This window comes from Metabacillus hrfriensis (assembly GCF_030127205.1).
In the GTDB taxonomy this organism is placed as follows: Bacteria; Bacillota; Bacilli; order Bacillales; family Bacillaceae; genus Bacillus_P; species Bacillus_P dongyingensis.
In genome coordinates, this window is the sequence record NZ_CP126116.1 from 4922295 (window position 1) to 4941878 (window position 19584).

Annotated in this window: 19 protein-coding genes; 3 read left to right on the forward strand and 16 right to left on the reverse strand. The window is 41.4% G+C overall.

Features of this window, described 5'->3' with window-relative positions:
• Positions 1 to 156: 156 nt before the first annotated feature.
• Positions 157 to 1092, reverse strand: a complete 936-nt coding sequence (locus QLQ22_RS24365) for an SDR family NAD(P)-dependent oxidoreductase (protein WP_223438708.1) — start codon at positions 1090 to 1092, stop codon at positions 157 to 159.
• 50 nt (positions 1093 to 1142) lie between these two features.
• Entirely contained in the window at positions 1143 to 1715 is a 573-nt protein-coding gene (locus tag QLQ22_RS24370; RefSeq protein ID WP_284015756.1) for a TetR/AcrR family transcriptional regulator, read from the reverse strand.
• Between the two features lie 160 nt (positions 1716 to 1875).
• Here QLQ22_RS24370 and QLQ22_RS24375 point away from each other — a divergent pair, with 160 nt between their 5' ends.
• The gene (locus QLQ22_RS24375; protein WP_223438710.1) at positions 1876 to 2691 is read left to right on the forward strand and encodes a bifunctional hydroxymethylpyrimidine kinase/phosphomethylpyrimidine kinase; all 816 of its coding nucleotides are present in this window, start codon (positions 1876 to 1878) and stop codon (positions 2689 to 2691) included.
• Positions 2692 to 2977: 286 nt separating this feature from the next.
• Here the strand turns inward: QLQ22_RS24375 and QLQ22_RS24380 are convergent, their stop codons facing one another.
• The 10 genes from QLQ22_RS24380 to nfsA all read right to left on the reverse strand — a co-directional run bounded on the left by QLQ22_RS24380 (position 2978) and on the right by nfsA (position 13341).
• Complete coding sequence (locus tag QLQ22_RS24380) at positions 2978 to 4423, reverse strand: glycoside hydrolase family 32 protein (protein ID WP_284015757.1); 1446 nt, start codon at positions 4421 to 4423, stop codon at positions 2978 to 2980.
• Between the two features lie 7 nt (positions 4424 to 4430).
• Positions 4431 to 5381, reverse strand: coding sequence for a carbohydrate kinase family protein (locus QLQ22_RS24385; protein WP_252207743.1), 951 nt, complete (start codon positions 5379 to 5381; stop codon positions 4431 to 4433).
• Positions 5382 to 5476: 95 nt separating this feature from the next.
• Complete coding sequence (locus QLQ22_RS24390; protein ID WP_223438713.1) at positions 5477 to 6856, reverse strand: sucrose-specific PTS transporter subunit IIBC; 1380 nt, start codon at positions 6854 to 6856, stop codon at positions 5477 to 5479.
• Between the two features lie 180 nt (positions 6857 to 7036).
• A complete protein-coding gene (locus QLQ22_RS24395) occupies positions 7037 to 7858 on the reverse strand; it encodes a PRD domain-containing protein (protein WP_223438714.1) in 822 nt (273 codons plus the stop codon).
• Positions 7859 to 8349: 491 nt separating this feature from the next.
• Complete coding sequence (locus tag QLQ22_RS24400; RefSeq protein WP_223438715.1) at positions 8350 to 8880, reverse strand: chromate transporter; 531 nt, start codon at positions 8878 to 8880, stop codon at positions 8350 to 8352.
• Entirely contained in the window at positions 8877 to 9446 is a 570-nt protein-coding gene (locus tag QLQ22_RS24405) for a chromate transporter (protein WP_223438716.1), read from the reverse strand. The genes QLQ22_RS24400 and QLQ22_RS24405 overlap by 4 nt, the downstream gene beginning before the upstream one ends.
• 25 nt (positions 9447 to 9471) lie before the next feature.
• Positions 9472 to 11082 carry a gamma-glutamyltransferase family protein gene (locus tag QLQ22_RS24410; protein WP_284015758.1) on the reverse strand — a complete coding sequence of 537 codons (1611 nt, stop codon included), beginning with the start codon at positions 11080 to 11082 and terminating at the stop codon, positions 9472 to 9474.
• Between the two features lie 167 nt (positions 11083 to 11249).
• Complete coding sequence (locus QLQ22_RS24415; protein WP_223438718.1) at positions 11250 to 11699, reverse strand: Lrp/AsnC family transcriptional regulator; 450 nt, start codon at positions 11697 to 11699, stop codon at positions 11250 to 11252.
• A 170-nt stretch (positions 11700 to 11869) separates the two neighbouring features.
• On the reverse strand, positions 11870 to 12532 hold the full coding sequence (locus QLQ22_RS24420) for a type 1 glutamine amidotransferase domain-containing protein (RefSeq protein WP_223438719.1): 663 nt from the start codon (positions 12530 to 12532) through the stop codon (positions 11870 to 11872).
• Positions 12533 to 12591: 59 nt separating this feature from the next.
• The gene (gene nfsA / locus QLQ22_RS24425) at positions 12592 to 13341 is read right to left on the reverse strand and encodes an oxygen-insensitive NADPH nitroreductase (protein WP_223438720.1); all 750 of its coding nucleotides are present in this window, start codon (positions 13339 to 13341) and stop codon (positions 12592 to 12594) included.
• A 229-nt stretch (positions 13342 to 13570) separates the two neighbouring features.
• Here nfsA and QLQ22_RS24430 point away from each other — a divergent pair, with 229 nt between their 5' ends.
• Positions 13571 to 14887: a YjiH family protein gene (locus QLQ22_RS24430; RefSeq protein WP_252208824.1), complete on the forward strand. Its 1317-nt coding sequence runs from the start codon at positions 13571 to 13573 to the stop codon at positions 14885 to 14887.
• Positions 14888 to 14986: 99 nt separating this feature from the next.
• Here the strand turns inward: QLQ22_RS24430 and QLQ22_RS24435 are convergent, their stop codons facing one another.
• Complete coding sequence (locus tag QLQ22_RS24435) at positions 14987 to 15934, reverse strand: ATP-grasp domain-containing protein (protein ID WP_284015759.1); 948 nt, start codon at positions 15932 to 15934, stop codon at positions 14987 to 14989.
• A gap of 404 nt (positions 15935 to 16338) precedes the next feature.
• On the opposite strand from QLQ22_RS24435, the gene QLQ22_RS24440 reads away from it, so the two are divergent.
• Positions 16339 to 16623, forward strand: a complete 285-nt coding sequence (locus QLQ22_RS24440) for a spore morphogenesis/germination protein YwcE (protein WP_223438722.1) — start codon at positions 16339 to 16341, stop codon at positions 16621 to 16623.
• A gap of 51 nt (positions 16624 to 16674) precedes the next feature.
• Here QLQ22_RS24440 and qoxD read toward each other — a convergent pair whose 3' ends face one another.
• Genes qoxD through qoxB form a run of 3 tightly spaced genes read right to left on the reverse strand, consistent with a single transcriptional unit; the run spans position 16675 to position 19578 of the window.
• Positions 16675 to 16986 carry a cytochrome aa3 quinol oxidase subunit IV gene (gene qoxD, locus QLQ22_RS24445; protein WP_223438723.1) on the reverse strand — a complete coding sequence of 104 codons (312 nt, stop codon included), beginning with the start codon at positions 16984 to 16986 and terminating at the stop codon, positions 16675 to 16677.
• Positions 16976 to 17617 carry a cytochrome aa3 quinol oxidase subunit III gene (qoxC, locus tag QLQ22_RS24450; RefSeq protein WP_223438724.1) on the reverse strand — a complete coding sequence of 214 codons (642 nt, stop codon included), beginning with the start codon at positions 17615 to 17617 and terminating at the stop codon, positions 16976 to 16978. Before qoxC ends, qoxD begins: the two co-directional genes overlap by 11 nt.
• Before the next feature lie 14 nt (positions 17618 to 17631).
• The gene (gene qoxB, locus QLQ22_RS24455; protein WP_223438725.1) at positions 17632 to 19578 is read right to left on the reverse strand and encodes a cytochrome aa3 quinol oxidase subunit I; all 1947 of its coding nucleotides are present in this window, start codon (positions 19576 to 19578) and stop codon (positions 17632 to 17634) included.
• Positions 19579 to 19584: the final 6 nt, after the last annotated feature.

Genomic DNA, 19584 nt, shown 5'->3' on the forward strand with positions numbered 1-19584 from the left:
TACTTATTAACTCAGTTCTACAATGAACTGAGTTTTTGTATGCAAGAAAACACCGCTAAAAGCGGTGCGATTTAGTGTACTAAACCTAATGCTATTCACGGTCCTAAATAGGGTGTGATTTTTGGTTTTCCCTCCAAAAACGGAACCCCTTTGACCTTAATGGCTGGTTTTTTGCATGGAGGAAATGACTGCTCTTATCCCCAAGTCAAATGGAGTTCTAGGAAGCGGACCAATTTCTTTTTCATATTTGGCTCCTGATAAAAGCACCGGTTTTTCAGTTAAATACATCATTTCAACCGATTCCCTCATCATTTTGTCGAAAAGACCGATGAAGGAAATCATGCCCTTTTTAACAGTAATCACTTTTTTGCTGTAGCCAGTTGCATCACGCACCACTTTAACGAACTCTTTTCCAGTCAGTGTCCCTGCACCTGGAATATTCCAATTCTGCTGATAGGCATGAGGAGTGAGGGCGAGCTCTACCGCGGCTTTCGCTCCATCAGGAGTATAAATATACTCTCTTTCAAGATTCAATGAGCCTACAAATTGGGAAGTGCGATTTTGCAGCATTTGGTTGAGCGTAAAATGTATATAGGTGTTTTCAGCTTTTGGACCATAATAATCCGGAAAATGAATAATGAGATAAGGAATTTCTGCTGACTTCACCATCTGTTCAAGCTGAAGTCTGATTTTCCCCTTTTTCGTATGCGGTTTTTTTGAGGCTGCCTCTGTGACCGGCTCTGTTTGTCTTCCATAGGCGTATATATTGTCAGCGAGTATGAATCTTGAGTTTTCCTGTTTAACAGCCTGGAGCAAGTTTTGCATAATAAGCGGGTGTCCATCCGTCCACTCAGGATAAGGAATATTAATACTGTGAAAGATAAAATCTTTCTTCCTGCATGCCTCTGCTACTTCCTCTTGATTCATTGCATCGCCTGAATGAATATTCACCTCTTTTAAATGACCAAAAAGTTCTTTTAACTTTTGTTCATTTCTTGCAAAAGCTGTAACCTCAAACCCTCTGCTTATAAGTTCCATGACAAGCGCATACCCCATCCCGCCGGATGCTCCAAAAACAATTGCGTGCTTCATTTTCATTCTCCTCCCTTTTATTAACCGCTGTTCAATTAAAGACAAAAAAATTAGGTTAAACCTTTCATTAGAAAAATAACATGTGACTTCATCAAGGGCTCCACCTCATTAAATGTCATCCCCGTCTTACAGTAATGCGTTACAAACCCATGAAGAGATAAAAAGACAGACCATATTACAGTTGCTGAAACCTGCTGTTCTGATAACACATAAATAGCCTGAGCAAATTTTTCGTAGCTCACGTTAGGCTCATGAATCATATAGCTTATAACCTCTTCATCTTTTGTTAAAAACATAAGTTCATATTGACTTTGGTTTTTTAATCCGAATTCAATATATCCCTCGAGTATCTTTTTAATTTTCACTTCGTTATCTAGTCCTTCTTGGTCTAATACACCCTTCAGTTTTTCATCAAGAAGTTTGAAATCTGCTTTAACAAGCGCGTAAAAAAGCTCAGCTTTATTTTTAAAATGATAGTAGATGGCTCCGTGACTATAATTCAGTTCTTTTGCGATTTGCCTCATTGAAACGTTCTGATAGCCTTTTTCATGAAATAATTGATGTGCAGCTTGCATGATGGATTCTCGCGTAAGCTCTTGATCGACTGCTCTTCTTGCTGCCAAATGGACCACCTCACTTTATTTAACCACTGTTCAATAATAGTATATGGGTATCTTATCCAATTTGCAACCTATTTCTCATCAATGGCTAACCTTTTTCGAAATTGATATAATAGCTATGAAAGATTTGATTTCAAACACCTGGATGGAGGTACACATACTTATGACAATGAAAAAAGCCTTAACATTTGCTGGATCAGACAGCAGCGGCGGTGCTGGTATTCAGGCAGATTTAAAAACATTTCAAGAGCGCGGAGTATATGGGATGACGGCTTTAACAGTCGTAGTAGCGATGGATCCGAATAATGAGTGGCATCATCAAGTATTTCCTGTGGAATTAGATACCATTAAAGCACAGGCAGCAACCATCGTTGAAGGAATCGGCGTGGATGCAATGAAAACAGGCATGCTTCCAACTGTAGATATCATTAAACTTGCTGCTGAAACAATAAAAAAGAATAATCTTGAAAATGTAGTAGTTGACCCTGTTATGGTGTGCAAAGGAGCGGACGAAGTTCTGTACCCTGACCTTGCGGATGCATTGCGCGAAATCCTTACACCGCTTGCAACAGTTGTTACTCCAAACTTATTTGAAGCTGGCCAGTTAAGCGGCATCGGGACAATTACAACGGTTGACCAAATGAAGGAAGCTGCGGTGAAAATCTTTGATTTGGGTGCTAAATACGTGCTTGTCAAAGGCGGCGGCAAGCTTCAGCATGAAAAAGCAGTGGATGTTCTTTATGATGGAACTGAATTTCAGATTCTTGAAGGCGAGCGCATCGATACTTCTTATACACATGGTGCAGGCTGCACGTATTCAGCTGCCATCACTGCAGAGCTTGCAAAAGGCGCATCTGTTAAAGAAGCCATCTATACAGCTAAACAATTTATTACAGCAGCCATCCGCCATTCCTTCCCTCTTAATGAGTACGTTGGACCAACGAACCATGCTGCATTGCGATTATACGAGAATAAATAAAAGGAACCGGCCTCTGGCCGGTTTTTTGATTTTTTCTGGATCTCCCAGTTGGACCTGACTCAAAATCTTTGCACAGAACATAAGCGCAGGCGCCAAGGCACCTCCGACAGGCAGATAAGAATCCGGCAGAAGTCCGGGTCCGCTTTGACGCACTTATTTCTTCAGCGAGGGGCTTTTTCTGATCCATTCACCGCTTAGTTTTCGAACAATTATCTACAAAGCGGTTATATTTTAGATTCCTAAACAACAAAAAAAGCTGCCATTAAATAGGCAGCCCTCCATTCTATTACAAATCCCACTTCTTCAAATGAAATACCGTTTCTCCTTCAGAAGAAAACACGGAACTTTTCTCCTCAGCATCCGGGAACATCCTCGCCGTAAACACTTCTTCACCGTCATTTATAAATACTTCAATTGAAGATGTATCTACAAACACTTGAAGCTTGGTCAGCTCTGCCAAATGACATTTTCTTGATTCAGGATGGCCGTCAGCATAACTGATTCTAGTTAGCGTAAACAGCTGATCCCTGCGAGAGTAATGTAGCTCGGCATTCTTTTTAATTGAGAGCTTAAAAGAGTCTTCTACTTTTATCTGATCAAGGATCATCTCATAAACAGCACCCTCTGTTTCCCGCTTCTGAACTTCCTCATTTGTGATCTTCACCATTTCAAGCACCTGTTCATTTTTTCTTAAAGCTTTTAACTCCTCGACAGGCTCCTGCAGCAAGTTTTCACCTTTTATCGACAATTTCCTCGGAAATGTCATTGTGTGAATCCACTTGTTTGCTATGGTCGGATGCTTGTCCTCGTCCTGAACAGGCACACTCATCCAGGCAATTAATAAGCGTCTGCCTTTTTCATCAACTGTCGTTTGCGGAGCATAAAAATCAAAGCCTCTGTCAAGCTCTGTAAATTCACCATGATTTAATTTTGCCGTCTTGTAATCTAGCTCTCCAACAAAGTAGCCGGATTGATAGACGTTCTGATAAAGATTCCCTTCCGGTTCCAACCCTTGAGGAGACACAATCAGTACATCCTTGCCGTTCAGGCGGAACAGATCAGGGCACTCCCACATATAGCCAAACTCATCAAGCTGTTCTGTATTTGAACCTGCCGCATCGCCCAGGAGCTCCCAATTATACAGATTTTCAGAGACAAGAAGCGCAGCACGTCCGGCCATTTCCTTTGTTTGAGCTCCTGCAACCATGTACCACTTTCCTTCATGCTCCCAAACCTTCGGATCCCGAAAATGGGCAGTATAGCCGTCCGGAAGTTCAGCTACAACGCCTTTTTTATCAAAATGGATTCCGTCCTCTGAAACGGCAAGGCATTGATACGTCTCCCTTTCTCCATTTTCGTCCTTCACATTTCCAGTATAGAACAGATGTAGTTTATCAAAAGCTTCAATGGCACTGCCTGAGTAGCACCCATTCTTTTCATACCACTCGCTTGGGGCAAGAGCGATCGGTTCATGCTCCCAATTGACAAGGTCCCTTGAGGTATAATGGCCCCAGAATTTTGCTCCATGTCCTGTTTTAAATGGCATCCACTGATAGAAAAGGTGGTAAATCCCCTTCCACTGAATAAAGCCGTTCGGATCGTTAAGGAGTCCGACTGGAGGCATAATATGGTGCTTCAGCCGATATGGATCTTTTTCAACCGTATTCCGGCTGGCTTCAACCTCTTGATATGCTGCTTCTTTTAGCTCTGAATCGAGGTTTATCACATTCATCGCTCCTTTACGCGTTTTTTAGAATGCCTTGAACTTCTTCCAGTGTAGGCAATGCGGTCATTGCCCCTTTAACCGATGCAGCAAGTCCGCCTGATACACTTGCAAACCGGCCGATGTCCTGTAATTCATTTTCCGAAAGCGAGCTTAAATTTCCATCATACTCATTTAATTTATATAAAACACCTGAAACAAACGCATCTCCTGCGCCTGTTGTGTCAACTGCATTTACTTTCATTGCATGAATTCTTGCAGTCACGTTCTGTGTAAACGCATAGCTTCCTTCACTTCCGAGTGTTACAAGCAGCAAAGGAATGTTATAGTCAGAAAGCTTCTTTACTCCTTTTTCAATCGTTGCTTCTCCCGTTAAAAATTCAAGTTCCTCTTCAGAAATTTTGATCAGATCGGCATAATCAAACATAGAAAGAATCGTTTCACGTGCAGTATCCTCGTTTTCCCATAAGCTCAATCTTAAATTGGGATCATACGAAATAATCATTCCGTTCTTTCTGGCAAGCTCAACCGCCTTGATCGTTGCGGTCCTAGAAGGTTCGCTGATCATAGAAATTGAACCATAATGAAGGATTTTACTGCTTTCAAATAGCGATTCGTTTAATTCTTCACTTTTTATAAACCGGTCTGCACTTGGATCGATATAAAAATCAAAAGAACGCTCTCCATTTTCGACCAATGTAATAAACACGGCGCCTGTTTTCGCTTCATCTGTCAGCAGCATATGATCTGTATGAACTCCGTAGGACGCTAAAGTATCTTTTAAAAAAGTCCCGAGTACGTCATTTCCCACTTTTCCAAGAAAAGCAGAATCAGCTCCAAGTCTTGCTAAGCCAACTGCAACGTTTGCAGGCGCTCCTCCTGGGCTCTTTTGATAGATCAAATTATCTGAATCAACTGGTATAAAATCAATTAATGCCTCTCCTAAACTGATAATCCCGTTTTTCATGGATGCAGCTCCCCTCTCTAGTAAAAGAAAATCAGGCATATGACTGCCTGATTTTTAGTTATAGCTTACTTAATTCTTGTTTTAGATAGCAAGTCCTACTTAGTCTCGTCTTCTTTTAATCCGAGAAGAAGCGTCGCAATAAACGCTCCTGCTACGGCAATCACGAATCCGATCAGATAATTCATGATGGCAGATGTTCCAAATGGAGCAACAATCGCAATCATCGGAATACCCGTTAATCCATAAGCATTTGCCGTTACGTTCGTAAAGACTACATATGCGCCCCCAAGTGCTCCGCCGATCATTCCTCCAATAAATGGCTTGCGGTAGCGCAAGTTAACTCCAAAAATAACCGGCTCAGTAATTCCTAAGAAGGCTGAGAAAGCACCAGGCAATGCAATTTCTTTTGTTTTGGCGCGCTTTGTCATAAAGAAAACGGCAAGACCCGCTCCGCCCTGAGCAACGTTTGCCATTGACCAGATTGGAAGGAGATAGTTCTTCCCAAGATCGGCAAGAAGACCTGCTTCAATGGCATGGAAGCTGTGATGAACACCTGTCAGTACGATTAAAGAATAGGTTCCGCCAAAGATAAGACCCGCCATAAAACCGGCTGTATCATAAACGTAAGTTAACGTAGTTGTAATCAAAGTACCTAACCCGCGGCCAAGAGGGCCAATGGCAATTAAAGCGATAAAGCCTGTTGAGATAATGGTCAAAAACGGTGTGACAAGCAAATCAATCGAGTTAGGTACAATCTTGCGGAGCCCTTTCTCAATTTTGCTCATGACATAAACCGCAAGAAGAATTGGAATTACGGTTCCCTGATAGCCAAGCATCGCGATATCCATTCCTGCAAAATTCAAATACTCAGGCTTCGCCTCAGCCAGTCCCCACGGATTTTGCAGGACAGGGTGAGTAAGAATCCCCCCTATGACGGCTCCTAAATAGGGATTTGCTCCGAACTCGCGGGATGCGCTGACACCAATTAGAATCGGCAGAATAATAAAGGCTGCGCTTGAGAACATATCCAGCAAAACAATGAATGGACTGTCCGTGCTGACCCATTCAAATGCTTTCATCATTCCAAGCAGACCCATTAATAAACCGCTCGCTACGATAGCAGGAATGATTGGAACGAAGATATTCGACAGTGTTTTTGCAAATCTGGCAAAAGGATTCATTTTTTGCTTTACAGCTTCAGCATGCGATACGGAATCTACATCCATTTTTCCGATCATTGGCTGCAGCTGTTCATAGACTTTATTCACATTCCCGGTACCAAAAATAATTTGAAATTGACCAGAGCTTGCAAATGCGCCTTTAACCCCTTCAACTTCTTCTATTTCCGCCTTATCTGCTTTGCTTTCATCCTGCAAAACTAAACGGAGTCTTGTCGCACAGTGTGTGGCACTGATGATATTTTCTTTTCCGCCGAGCAGCGGTACAATTTTTTCTGCAATGTCTTTATAATTCATGTTTATCCTCCTTTTTAAATAGAAAAAGACCTAAAACTTATAAAGATATCATAGACAGAGTTTCTCCAATGATCTCTTTACAAATTTTAGGTCTTGCCTGCATAACCAGTCACAATCCCGGATATGAACTTTTAATACGCTTTCATTGTATGAGATGAAAGCGTGTTCGTCAAGATTTTTTTACTCGCTTAATCTCTGGATGTGAAGGGTAATATATCCAATCTCAGATTCTGGAAAATGCAGGATGTATTCCTCACTTAAATAATCCGCAATCTTCTTTGAACATTGATAGGCAAATGCGTATTTTTCCTGAATGAGTCTAAGCATTTCGATATCCATAACATGAAATTCCTCATCCTGCTCAAGGCGATTTAAAGCGAATCTAAGATGGGTCAGCAGCCTCTGATAGGAGATGGAATTTTTACTCAGCTTTAGACCGAAGTGATGTTCTATTATGCTGATTGATTCTTGAATGATGGTCGCATGCTTTAATGTAACCGTCATATCAGAAGAATCTAATTTCGCCGTATGAATGTGGAGGGCAATATGTCCCGCTTCATCTTCCGGAAGAGAAACCCCAAGCTTTTCCTGTACTTTTTGGATCGCCCAAATCCCGATCTCAAACTCCTTTTTGTAGAGCACCTTAATTTCATTCAGCAATTTATTTTGAATTTGATAGCCTTGCTGAATTCTTTCAATTGCAAATGACAGATGATCTGTTAATGCTATGTGAATGTGATTGCTAAGAGGTGACATCAATTGGCCTTCCGCATAGCTGATGACTTCTTCGGCAAGCTCAACGTGTTTCTCGGGAACCATTTGCAGCAGCTGCTGAAATTTCTCGCTTTCTTCTCTCATCACAAATATTTTTTCAATTTTACTGGCCGGTATAATATCATTTTTGCTTTTTTGAAAAGCAATCCCCGGGCCCATTACAATTTTCTCCTGCTGTTCATCAAGAACGACTGCAGCATTATTGTTTAAGATTTTATAGATTCTCAAAGGTCCATTCCTTCCTGCCGAGCGTGATTGTATCACCATCATGCCAAAAATGCTGAAAAAGCACAAATACATGTTTTTTTTGTAAATTCATGTAAACGTTTTTAAAGTTTTTGTTAAATTATTAGATATTCACACGTTATTCCACAATTCGACAACAGTTATCAACAGAAGTTATCAACATATCCACAATTTCTATCCACATTTTGTGTGGGTACAATTGTTCGCCACTATATATGCAGAGGAAATATATTTATTCACAGGGCTGTTGATAAGTCTAAAACTATTGTGATTATCTCAAATTTAACACAGAAAAGCGGACCGCCAGTTTAGTTCAGGGATGGCAGATAAGATACCGGCGAAAAGTCCGGGTTTGACTTTTTAGCCTGATTTGTTCTTGGCGAAGGAGCTAGACATCGAACTGCATAATTTTTTTCTTTGCTAAAAAAGACCCTCTTCCATTTTTGAAGAGGGACAAACAGAATAGAACCAGACTATGAAAGAAAAACCCCTCCATAAAGCAGAGCTCCGGCTATGACATAGGCAGGATGAACTTTCATTTTTTCAAGCAGGACGAAACTAAGGATAAACAGCAGCAGAGTATGCCAAATTCCAAAACCAAGAACTGCATTATCCAGGAATTGATAGGTCATGACTCCAAGCATAACCGCGATGACAGGCCTTACCACTATGGAAAGCCTTTTTACCTGAGGCGATTCCTTATATTTGATTAAAACCTTTAAAAGAATCAGCATTAAGATCAATGAGGGAGCAATAGTTGCAAACAGCCCAACTGCTGCCCCAAGCAGGCCTCCCTGCTGATAGCCGATAAATCCGGCCATTTTTGTTGCAATCGGGCCAGGGAGTGCGTTTCCAAGAGCCAGTGTCTCACTGAATTCACTGACGGTCTGCCATTCATAGCGGTCAACGACTTCTTTTTCAATAAGGGGTATGGAAGCTGGACCTCCACCATAACCGAGGATGCCCGGAAGGAAGAAAGCCAAAAAAATGTGCCAGTAAATCATGAATGCATCCCCTTCTCTTTCTTCTTCCTGCCGCTTTTCTCCCTATAAAAAATAGCCCACATCAGCAGAATGCCAATTAAAATACCCGGATGAACGTGCAGAGCTTCCATTAAGACAAAGGATGCTCCCATAAGGATAACCGTTTTAACCAATCCAAAGGACTGCGACGATTTCTTCGCGAAATCCCATGTAAGGGTTAGCAGCATAACTGCAACGACCGGCAGAACGGCTTGAGACATTCCTTTGACCCACGCCTCATCTTTATAAGCATTTAAGGTTGTCAGCAGTAAAATCATCAAGAATACTGTTGGAAGCGCTGTTGCGATTACAGCATTCAGCATGCCTGCATAGCCTCCGATCCGATATCCGATGTAACCGGCCATTTTCGTTGCTATTGGACCCGGAAGTGTATTCCCTAGTGCCAGTACGTCTGAAAATTCATCATCATTCATCCATTTAAATCTCTCAACCACTTCTTTATGCACAAGCGGAATGGTCGAAGGACCTCCCCCAAATCCAAGCATGCCTGACCTGAAAAATGCAATGAAAATATTCCACTGTTTCACAGAAAGGTCACCTCATTCTCTTCACTTACCAAGACGCAATTGATCCATCTGCTCTTGGCTCTGTACCGCCAGTTAGCACACCTGTATCAGGATCCCTCCAAATAATCTGCCCGCGTCCAAATTGGCCTGTATCCACTGTCATTTGGATTTGATGCCCTTTCCGGACTAAAGCCTGTGCGAGATGGGAAGGAAAATGTGGTTCAACAAGGACCTTTTTTCCCTCAATCCACTGCCATCGCGGTGCATCAAGAGCTGCCTGCGGATGCAGGTGAAAATCAATGGTATTCATGACTACCTGCAGATGTCCCTGCGGCTGCATATACCCGCCCATTACTCCAAAAGGACCGACAGCTTGATTATCCTTTGTCAAAAAACCCGGAATAATGGTGTGATAGGTTTTCTTCCCTGGCTTTAAGGCATTGGGATGTGTTTCATCAAGAGAAAAATCATGCCCTCGGTTTTGCATCGAGATCCCCGTTCCCGGAATCACAACGCCCGAACCAAATCCCATGTAGTTGCTCTGTATGAAAGAAACCATATTGCCTTCCCCATCCGCTGCCGCCAAATAAACCGTGCCACCTCTTGCCGGCTCATAAGCTTCAGGTAAAATCGCCTCATCTTTTATTTCGGCCCTTCTCTTTTCTCCATATTGTTCTGACAGCAGTTCTTCCGTTGTGATCTTCATCTCTTTTGGATCTGTGACGTATGCTTTCCCGTCAGTAAAAGCGAGCTTCATCGCTTCAATTTGTTTATGGTATGTATCTGCATTGTCCTTCTCGGCTACCAAATAGCCTTTTAAGATATTGAGGCCAAGCAAAGCGACAATCCCCTGGCCATTAGGCGGGATTTCCCATACGTCATATCCTTTGTAATGCACTGAGATCGGATCAACCCATTCAGCTTCATAAGAAGCAAGGTCTTCTTTTGATAGAAAACCTCCATGCTTTTCGACAAAGGAGCTGATTTTCTCTGCTAATCGTCCGCGGTAGAAGCTTTCCCCGCTCGTTTCTGCTATCTCCCTTAATGTAGCTGCATGATCCGGAGAACGCCAGATTTCACCGATTTTAGGGGATCGCTGATTTGGTGCAAATGTAGTAAACCACGCTTCAAACTCAGAACCTGTTAGAGTGGTTTTGAATTTTTCATAAGCAAGAGACCAGTATTTCCCCAAAATTGGAGTCAAAGGATATCCTTCTTCAGCATATGCAATTGCAGGTGAGAGCACTTCTTGAAGAGGAAGGCGTCCAAACCGTTTTGATAGCTGTACCCAAGCAGCAGGAGCACCTGGAACTGTTATAGGAGTTACTCCATGTACAGGCATTTTTGTGTATCCCTTAGCCTTTACAGCCTCAATGGAGAGCGCTGATGGGGCAGGTCCGCTTGCATTTAGACCATACAGGTTCCCATTTGTCCAAACCAGAGCAAATGCGTCTCCTCCAATTCCATTAGAAGTTGGCTCTAGAACTGTCAAGGCTGCGGCAGCTGCAATCGCCGCATCGACAGCATTGCCGCCTTTTTTCAGGATATCCAAACCAGCCTGTGCCGCAAGAGGCTGTGATGTTGCGACCATTCCATTTTTCGCAAAAACAGTCTGCCGCTCTGAAGGATATGGGTGATATAAATAATCAAAGTTCATATTGTTGATCCCCTTGTAGTCATAGTGTTTTAAAAACCTATCCGCAAGCAAACAATTGTTAAGCATATTTCTTTTTATTGTTAACTTTTGTAATATCCATCTCCCATTTTATTATATCTGAATATGTTAAATATTCAATCTATTCTAGGTGCAAAAAGCTTCTTGATCTATAATTTCAGTCCATTCCTGCTCTTAAATCTGCGGAGTAAGATGTGACTCTCAACTCGCGTTATCCCTTCTAAAGCATAAAGCTCATGATTAATGAATTTTTCAAGAGCCGTGAAATTCTCAACAAGCACGTGCATATGAAGGGTACTCGGACCTGTCATTTGATAGCAGCTAGCGACCTTAGGATTGTCTGCAAGTGTTTCAGCAACCTCTATTAAAAAGGCTGGCTCACAATCCACTTCAAAGAATGCCGATACAGACCTGCCAACCTTCTCTGAATTGACGACTACTGTAAACCTTTCGATTACACCCTCATTTATTAATTGATTGACTCTTTCTCTTACGGCAACTCGGGAAAGCTCTAACTCTTTTCCAATATCCACATAGGACATGCGGCCATTATCCGTCAGCAATTTTATGATTTTTCGGTCAGTCTCATCTATTTTCAATCTTCCCACCACTTTCTTTACAAGCCCTATCGAATCCTCCAAATAATAATTTCATTATACTCACAGCAACTTTTTAAGAAAAGGTGTTCAATTAAATGTTTCTCAAGGGAAACGTTCCACGTGAAACAAAAACCAACAAAAAAAGACCATTTAAGGTCTTTTTCAGCAGCTTATTTTGATAAAACTCTGACAAATTCTTTTGCCGCATTTATACTTGATTGCGGATTTTGACCAGTAACCAGCTTACCGTCTACTTCTACATGCTCAGTAAATTTTGGAGTGGTCACAAATTCTGCACCAAGTTCTGTAAGCTTTGTTTCTAAAAGAAAAGGCATGTATTGATCCAATTTGGTGTCCGCTTCTTCTTCATTTGTAAATCCAGTTAATCGTTTGCCTTCCACTAATGGTTTTCCATTTGAAAGGACAGGGCCAACGAAACCAGCAGGACCGTGGCAGACAGCGCCAATGACTTTATCAGATTCTGCAAAATGCACGAGCAGCTCCTGCAGTTTTTTATTAGAAGGGAAATCAAACATGGTTCCATGACCGCCAGGAAGGAATATAGCTGCATACTCATCTGCTTGAATGTCATCCAGCATCTGAGTTTCTTTCAGCCTGCTGATGGGCTCTGACCATTTATCTTGTTCCACGCCTTCTAAGCTGCCGGGATCGAGAGGAACATCTCCTCCTTTAGGACTTGCTACAGTTACCTCATAACCATGCCCGGTAAATTCCTCATACGGTTCAGCAAATTCTGACAGCCAAAGGCCTGTTTTATGTTCATCTGTAATTTTATCTGCAGTGGTCACAACGACTAAAATTTTTTCTGCCATTCATACCGCTCCTTCATGAGTAAAATCAAATTTATTCATACGAAGTAAGTTTTCCCGGCTTATCTTTTATTAAACCCTTTTGATTCAACAAACTCTTTCATATACATTCTCGTCGGCTTAGAAAGCATGGCTGCCATTTGACTTGTCCAAGTATCCGTTCTCATTCCATCAGTCCGTTCATGGTAATAGGAAGAGATGACGCGATTATAGTCTTCTAATTGCCTGATATATTTTCCGCTGTCAGATTCGTAAGCTTCTTCGTGGTATATATGTTCCGTCTGGATTCTTGGCTTTTTATCCGGATTTTGGGCCGGATACCCAACAGCAAGTCCAAAAAGAGGCACGACTCTGTTTGGTGTTTTAAGCAGCTCTGAGACCTCGTTTAAACTGTTTCGCAATCCTCCGATATAAACGGCGCCAAGTCCCATCGATTCAGCTGCAATGACTGCATTTTGTGCTGCAAGCGAGGCATCTATTGCAGCCACCATGAATTTCTCTGTGCTCTCGAGCGTTTCATCTAAGTTCACGCCTTCCATCTCAGCCAATACTTCGTGGCGATGCAAATCTGCGCAAAAAATAAAGAAGTGTCCGTTCCGAGCGACATAAGACTGATTGCCTGCAAGCTCTGCCAATCTCTGTTTAGCTGCTGGATTCTTCACGCCAATTATGGAGTACGCTTGTATAAAACTAGAAGTCGAAGCCGCCTGGGCGCATTCAATGATTGTTTTGATTTGTTCATCGCTGAGCGGTTTTTCTTCAAATTTTCGAATAGAGCGATGGGATAAAATCGTGTCAATTATTTGGTTCATCATTCAGGTCTCCTTTGTTATTTGTTTTAACTATCTTACCTAAGTTCCGGTCATTTTGCAGTTAATAGGATTAAGTAACTTTTGTACCGGGTATTGTATTTGTGAAAATACAGGAAATTTGCTTAAAAGCATTGGCGTTTTCGCCAAGCTGTATTAAAATAACACACGTTACATAAATATGTACTAGAAGTAAGGAGCACACACATTGACATCACAGACTAATAGCACAATGAAATTTATCATCCCATCTATGCTTGGAATTCTATTATTTATGGTTCCAATTAAATATAATGATGAGGTTACCATTCCAATTGCCATCCTTTCTGGGATCCTCCAGAAGGCACTTGGTGATTTTTTGCCTGCCATTATGACAGTTATCATTATCTTAACTTTAATTGGTACTCTTTTTGCAAAAACAGCTAAACCTGGTTTTGTTAAAAGAAGCCCTTTCTTTACAGCTTTGTTCGATGTTCCTGTAATATGGGTTTTCGCCCGATTGATGGGAGCTATCTTTGCCGTTCTGACTTTATTTAAAATAGGCCCTGAATGGATTTGGTCTGAAAATACCGGCGGACTTCTCTTAAATGATCTTCTTCCGATTTTATTTTCAGTATTCTTTTTTGCAGGATTATTACTGCCTCTATTGCTGAATTTCGGTTTGCTTGAGCTTTTTGGCTCATTGCTTGCCAAGTTTATGAGACCTGTATTTAAATTGCCGGGCAGATCCTCTGTTGATTGCGTCGCATCCTGGCTTGGTGATGGAACAATTGGCGTATTGCTGACAAGTAAGCAGTACGAAGAAGGCTTCTATACAAAACGTGAGGCTGCCATTATTGGCACAAGTTTCTCTGTAGTTTCGATTACCTTCAGTATAGTTGTCATCTCTCAAGTAAACCTTGGATACATGTTTGTTCCCTTTTATTTAACTGTTACGTTTGCAGGAATTATTGCAGCTTTAGTTCTGCCTAGAATTCCTCCACTGTCCACTAAACCTGATACTTACTACCACGGTCAGGATGAAAAGATCACAGAAGCTGTGCCAAAAGGATTTACTCCATTTAGCTGGGGCTATAAACAGGCACTTGTTCAGGCAGATAAAAATAAGAGTGTCATTTCTTTCTTTCAAGATGGAACAAAGAATGTCCTTGATATGTGGATGGGTGTTGCCCCGATTGTGATGTCACTTGGAACACTTGCATTAATAGCAGCGGAGTTCACACCAGTATTTGATTGGCTAGGGATGCCATTCATTCCCCTGCTTGAATTGATGCAAATACCAGAAGCAAAAGAGGCATCCAAAACACTTGCTGTCGGATTTGCAGATATGTTCCTGCCTACTGTATTAGCGAGTGAAATCGCGAGTGAAATGACCAGATTTATTATAGCTTGTGTCTCTGTTACCCAGCTTATTTATATGTCCGAAGTCGGCGGGCTGCTTCTGGGTTCGAAAATCCCAGTTTCATTTAAAGATTTAGTGATTATTTTTCTGCTTCGAACATTCATTACACTTCCAGTTATTGTCGGAATTGCACATATGTTGTTTTAAAATTTCAAAAAACGCATGGACCAAAAAGGTCCATGCGTTTTGATTTTCTATGAATTTTGCAGTTTTTATCATTTATGGATGATTCAGCATTCTTAGAACTTAAGCTGTCACTGCTGTCTTTTCCAATTCAGTCTTAAGCAGCTTGGCAATCTCAAGCATGCCATACTTCTCTGCTGCTGCCTCTGCGTCACCATTATAGTTAGTATTTGTATTGATATCGTACGTATAAATGGTTCCGGTTTCATCACGGATGAATTCGATTCCAGCTACCTTTATATTGTTTGCTTCCAGCATGCTTTCATATTTAGAGATGATCGGATCATCAAAACCTTCTACAATTTGAAACTTCGGTTTTTCCGGCACTTCTTCTCCAACAGGGCAGAACAAATCTCCAATTTGGCATGCATCAGCAGGACAGAGTTCAAAGCCTTCTGAAGTATCCACACGCACTGCATAAAGGAACTTGCCGTTTACAAACTCACAGCGGGTGATATATGGCTCTGGAGCTTGAATGTATTGCTGAATTAACGTAATACCATCCACAGGCTCTTCAAAATTTGGACCTGAAACATATTGCTTCAACGCCTCAACTGAATGGAACAGCTGAACTCCAAGACCTTTCCCCGCCCGGTTATGCTTTGTGATAAACGGCTGGCCCTCAAATTCTTTTGATGCGCTCAAAATTGCTTCTTTACCAACAGCAGCAATTGTTTTTGGCGTTTCGATCCCGTGTTCATTTAATGTCATATATTGAGCAACCTTGCTTACTTCTAATTGAATCGCGCGGCTGCCATTTAATACTTTCCGATTATGTCTTTCAAGCCAGGACAATACAGATGCCGTAAGTTCGGGAGCAAACCGGTGACCCCGAGTGTGAGAGGATGCACTCATCCGGTTATAAAAAACCCCTTCTGGAGGCGCTTCAGATAAATTAATCATGCCTTGATCCAAATGCCATTCTTCATAAGGCACATCAAGCTCGTCCAGCCTTTTTGTCAGGTGAACCGTCCACTCTTCGTTTTCATGAATGATGTAAACTTTACTCAATTTAATATCCCCCATCCACTATTCGTTATAAATTAGTGTAATCCTACTATATCGATCAATTACCTGTCAATTAGCTGACGTCTTAAGTATGGATTTGGCTGATCCCGGTGCAATGAACAAGTAATGTAGAAAAGAGTATCCAAAGTGAAAGTGATCATAAAATGTGGATAACTTGGAAGAGCATAGGGAGGTAATATGTTTATAAATATTTATAAAAATTACTAGTTAAGCCTATTTTTCAGTATTTTCAAAATTTATTTGCAAGAAATAGTTAGAAGTACTGGAATTTTAATACTGGTATGATATACTAATTGTAACAAAACGTTCACAAAGTGTTTATCGGTTTGTCACAATTAAAATAATGTAAGCGTTGACAAGAACTATTTAAAAGGGAGTTGTTTTAAATGGATGTATTTTTCGTATATTTACTTATTGTAAGTGCCACTCCGCTATTCTTGTGGGATCAGCGCAAAAATCTGGCACTCCTTCACATACCGTTTATTTTATTGCTTTGGGTGTACTTCGGCATGTATGCAACAATGGATCTGAATATGGCCATGCACGTATTTGGAGGTTCTCTATTCATTATTAATCTAGTTTTTGCACATGTTGCAGCCTATCTCATTTATGCAAAACCAATCATCAAACGCAAAACAGATTCTAAAAGCAATCTGGATCTCATTAAATAAACAAACAAAAACACCCTGACCATAATAGGTCAGGGTGTTTTTGTTTGTATTTTAATGATCGTTCATAACCCAAACAGATCCAAGAACTGTTACAACCGCAACAAATATCGCGAATGCTGTATTTACGACCTGAACGTTTCCGCTTTCTGATTCCGTCATATGCATGAACATAAATAGCTGGATGCCAGCCTGCAGGAATGCTAGTGTGAAAACAACAGCGATTTTTACTGATAATGCAAAATCAGTATATAATCCAAGCCATAAAGCTACAAGTGTCAATACAATCGAAGAGATAAAACCAATTACGTGACTCCAAGGAAAATGGTTGTGACCCTCTGCTGTTTTTTGCTGATTAGTGGCCATGTGGACTTAATCCTCCCATCATAAGGAGCAGGTACACTCCAGTAAAGATGAAAATCCAGACAACGTCTAGGAAATGCCAGTAAAGACTTGAGATAAACAGCTTCGCAGATGTTTGAGGTGTTAACCCGCGTTTCTTTACTTGCATTAAGATAAAGCTAATCCAGAATATCCCGATAGTGACGTGAAGTCCATGGGTTCCTGCCAAAACAAAGAATCCAGACCACATTGCGCTAGCCTGCAATGTAGCACCATGGTGAACATATTCTACAAACTCATATACTTCATAGCCGACAAATCCTAAACCTAGTGCCAATGTGATAATGGTCCACAAAATAACGCCTTTTTGATTATGACGACGCAATTCGTGAATAGCAAGACCACATGTGAAACTGCTTGTTAACAGCAGGAACGTCATAATCAATACGCCTTCGATCTTGAAAAGATCAGTTGGCAGCGGTCCGTCTGCTGTCATAGGTGCTAATACAAAGTAGGTGGCAAAGAGCGTTGCAAACAGCGCAATTTCAGCACCTAAGAAGATCCAGAAGCCCAGAATATTCAATCGGCCAATTTCCGATTGATATTCAAGAGGCAAATTTGGATCATGTTCTTCATGATGATGTGCATGTTCCATAATTCACGCCTCCTTTACACAGATATTTTTTGTTCTGTTTCTTTTATTTCGTCAACACTTACATAGAAACCATGATCCTGTTCAAACGAGCGAAGAATCATGCAAGCGAAAATTCCAATTAAACCTGCAATTGCCGGAATCCACCAGTGGAAAACTAGTGCGAAACCGCTGATGCCGAAGAACACAGACATGATAAATGGTCTGCCCGAGTAGTTAGGCATGTGAATCGGTTTGTATTCTACTTCTTTTTTCTTGCCCGTTTCTTTTTCTTCCATTTTCATATGCCAGAATGCATCAAGACCCTTAACCTCAGGTGTAACCGCAAAGTTATAGTGAGGCGGAATCATTGTTGTTGTAGCCCATTCAAGCGTACGTCCATCCCATGCATCTCCTGTTTGCTCACGCGGTGAGTAACGGAAGCTGTAGTAGATGTTATAAACAAGAACAACGAATCCTAATGCCATTCCTGCTGCACCAATAGATGCAACAACATTCAGCCCAGTCCAGCCGTCTGCTGCACCGTACGTTGAGATACGGCGAGGCATACCTGCTAAACCTAGGAAATACATTGGGAAGAAGCAAATATTAAAACCGATTGTAAAGAGCCAGAAGCTTACTTTACCGATTCTTTCGTTCAATTTATGACCAAACATTTTTGGATACCAGAAAATTAATCCGGCAAAACATGCAAATACAGTACCAGCAATTAATACGTAATGGAAATGTGCAATTAGGAAGTACGTATTATGATACTGATAATCTGCTGCAGCCATCGCAAGCATAACCCCTGTTACCCCGCCGATTACGAAGTTTGGAATAAACGCAAGTGACCAAAGCATTGGTACAGTAAATCTGATTCTTCCTTTATAAAGCGTGAAGAGCCAGTTAAAGATTTTAACACCTGTCGGTATGGCAATCGCCATTGTCGTAATCGAGAAGAATGAGTTAACAAGCGCTCCTGAACCCATTGTAAAGAAGTGATGGACCCAAACGACAAAGCTCAACCCAGAGATCGCTACGATGGAGATAACCATTGCTTTGTAGCCGAACAAGGTTTTTCTTGCAAACGTCGAAATAATTTCTGAGAAAATACCGAATGCCGGCAAGATAACAATGTAAACTTCTGGATGTCCCCAAATCCAGAACAAGTTTGCCCATAGCATTGGCATACCGCCATTCTCAAGGGTGAAGAACGCTGTTCCGAATAATCGGTCAAACGACATCAATGCAAGTGCAACCGTTAATACTGGGAAAGCGAACACGATAATCAAACAAGTGATTAAAGATGTCCAAGTAAACATCGGCATGCGCATAAGCGTCATACCCGGTGCACGCATCTTCAAGATCGTGACCATAAAGTTAATACCTGTCAAAAGTGTACCGATCCCGGCAATCTGAAGACCGAGGAGGTAATAGTTCTGTCCAGGTCCGGGACTTGCTTCTGCTCCAGCGAGAGGCGTGTAGCTCGTCCAGCCTGCATCAGGTGATCCGCCAATAACAAATGAGATGTTAAACAGCATGGCACCAACAAAGAATGTCCAGAAACTTAATGAGTTAAGATATGGGTATGCCACATCGCGAGCTCCAATTTGCAGAGGAACAACAACGTTCATTAATCCAATCAGGAACGGCATCGCCATAAAGATAATCATAATCGTTCCGTGTGTTGTAAAAATTTCATTATAATGCTGTGCATTTAAAAACTCTGATTCCGGAAGCGTAAGCTGAACACGCATAAGCAGCGCATCAACCCCTCCGCGGAACAGCATCAGAATTGCAGCAATGATGTACATAATTCCAAGCTTCTTATGGTCGACAGTTGTAATCCATTCTGTCCAGAGCCATTTCCACTTTTTAAAATAAGTGAGTACGAAAACAACGGCAATCGAAGTTAGTAAAATTGAGATTTGCGCTCCTAAAATCAACGGATCGCCGGTTACAATAAATTCATCCCATTTCATAGTTGG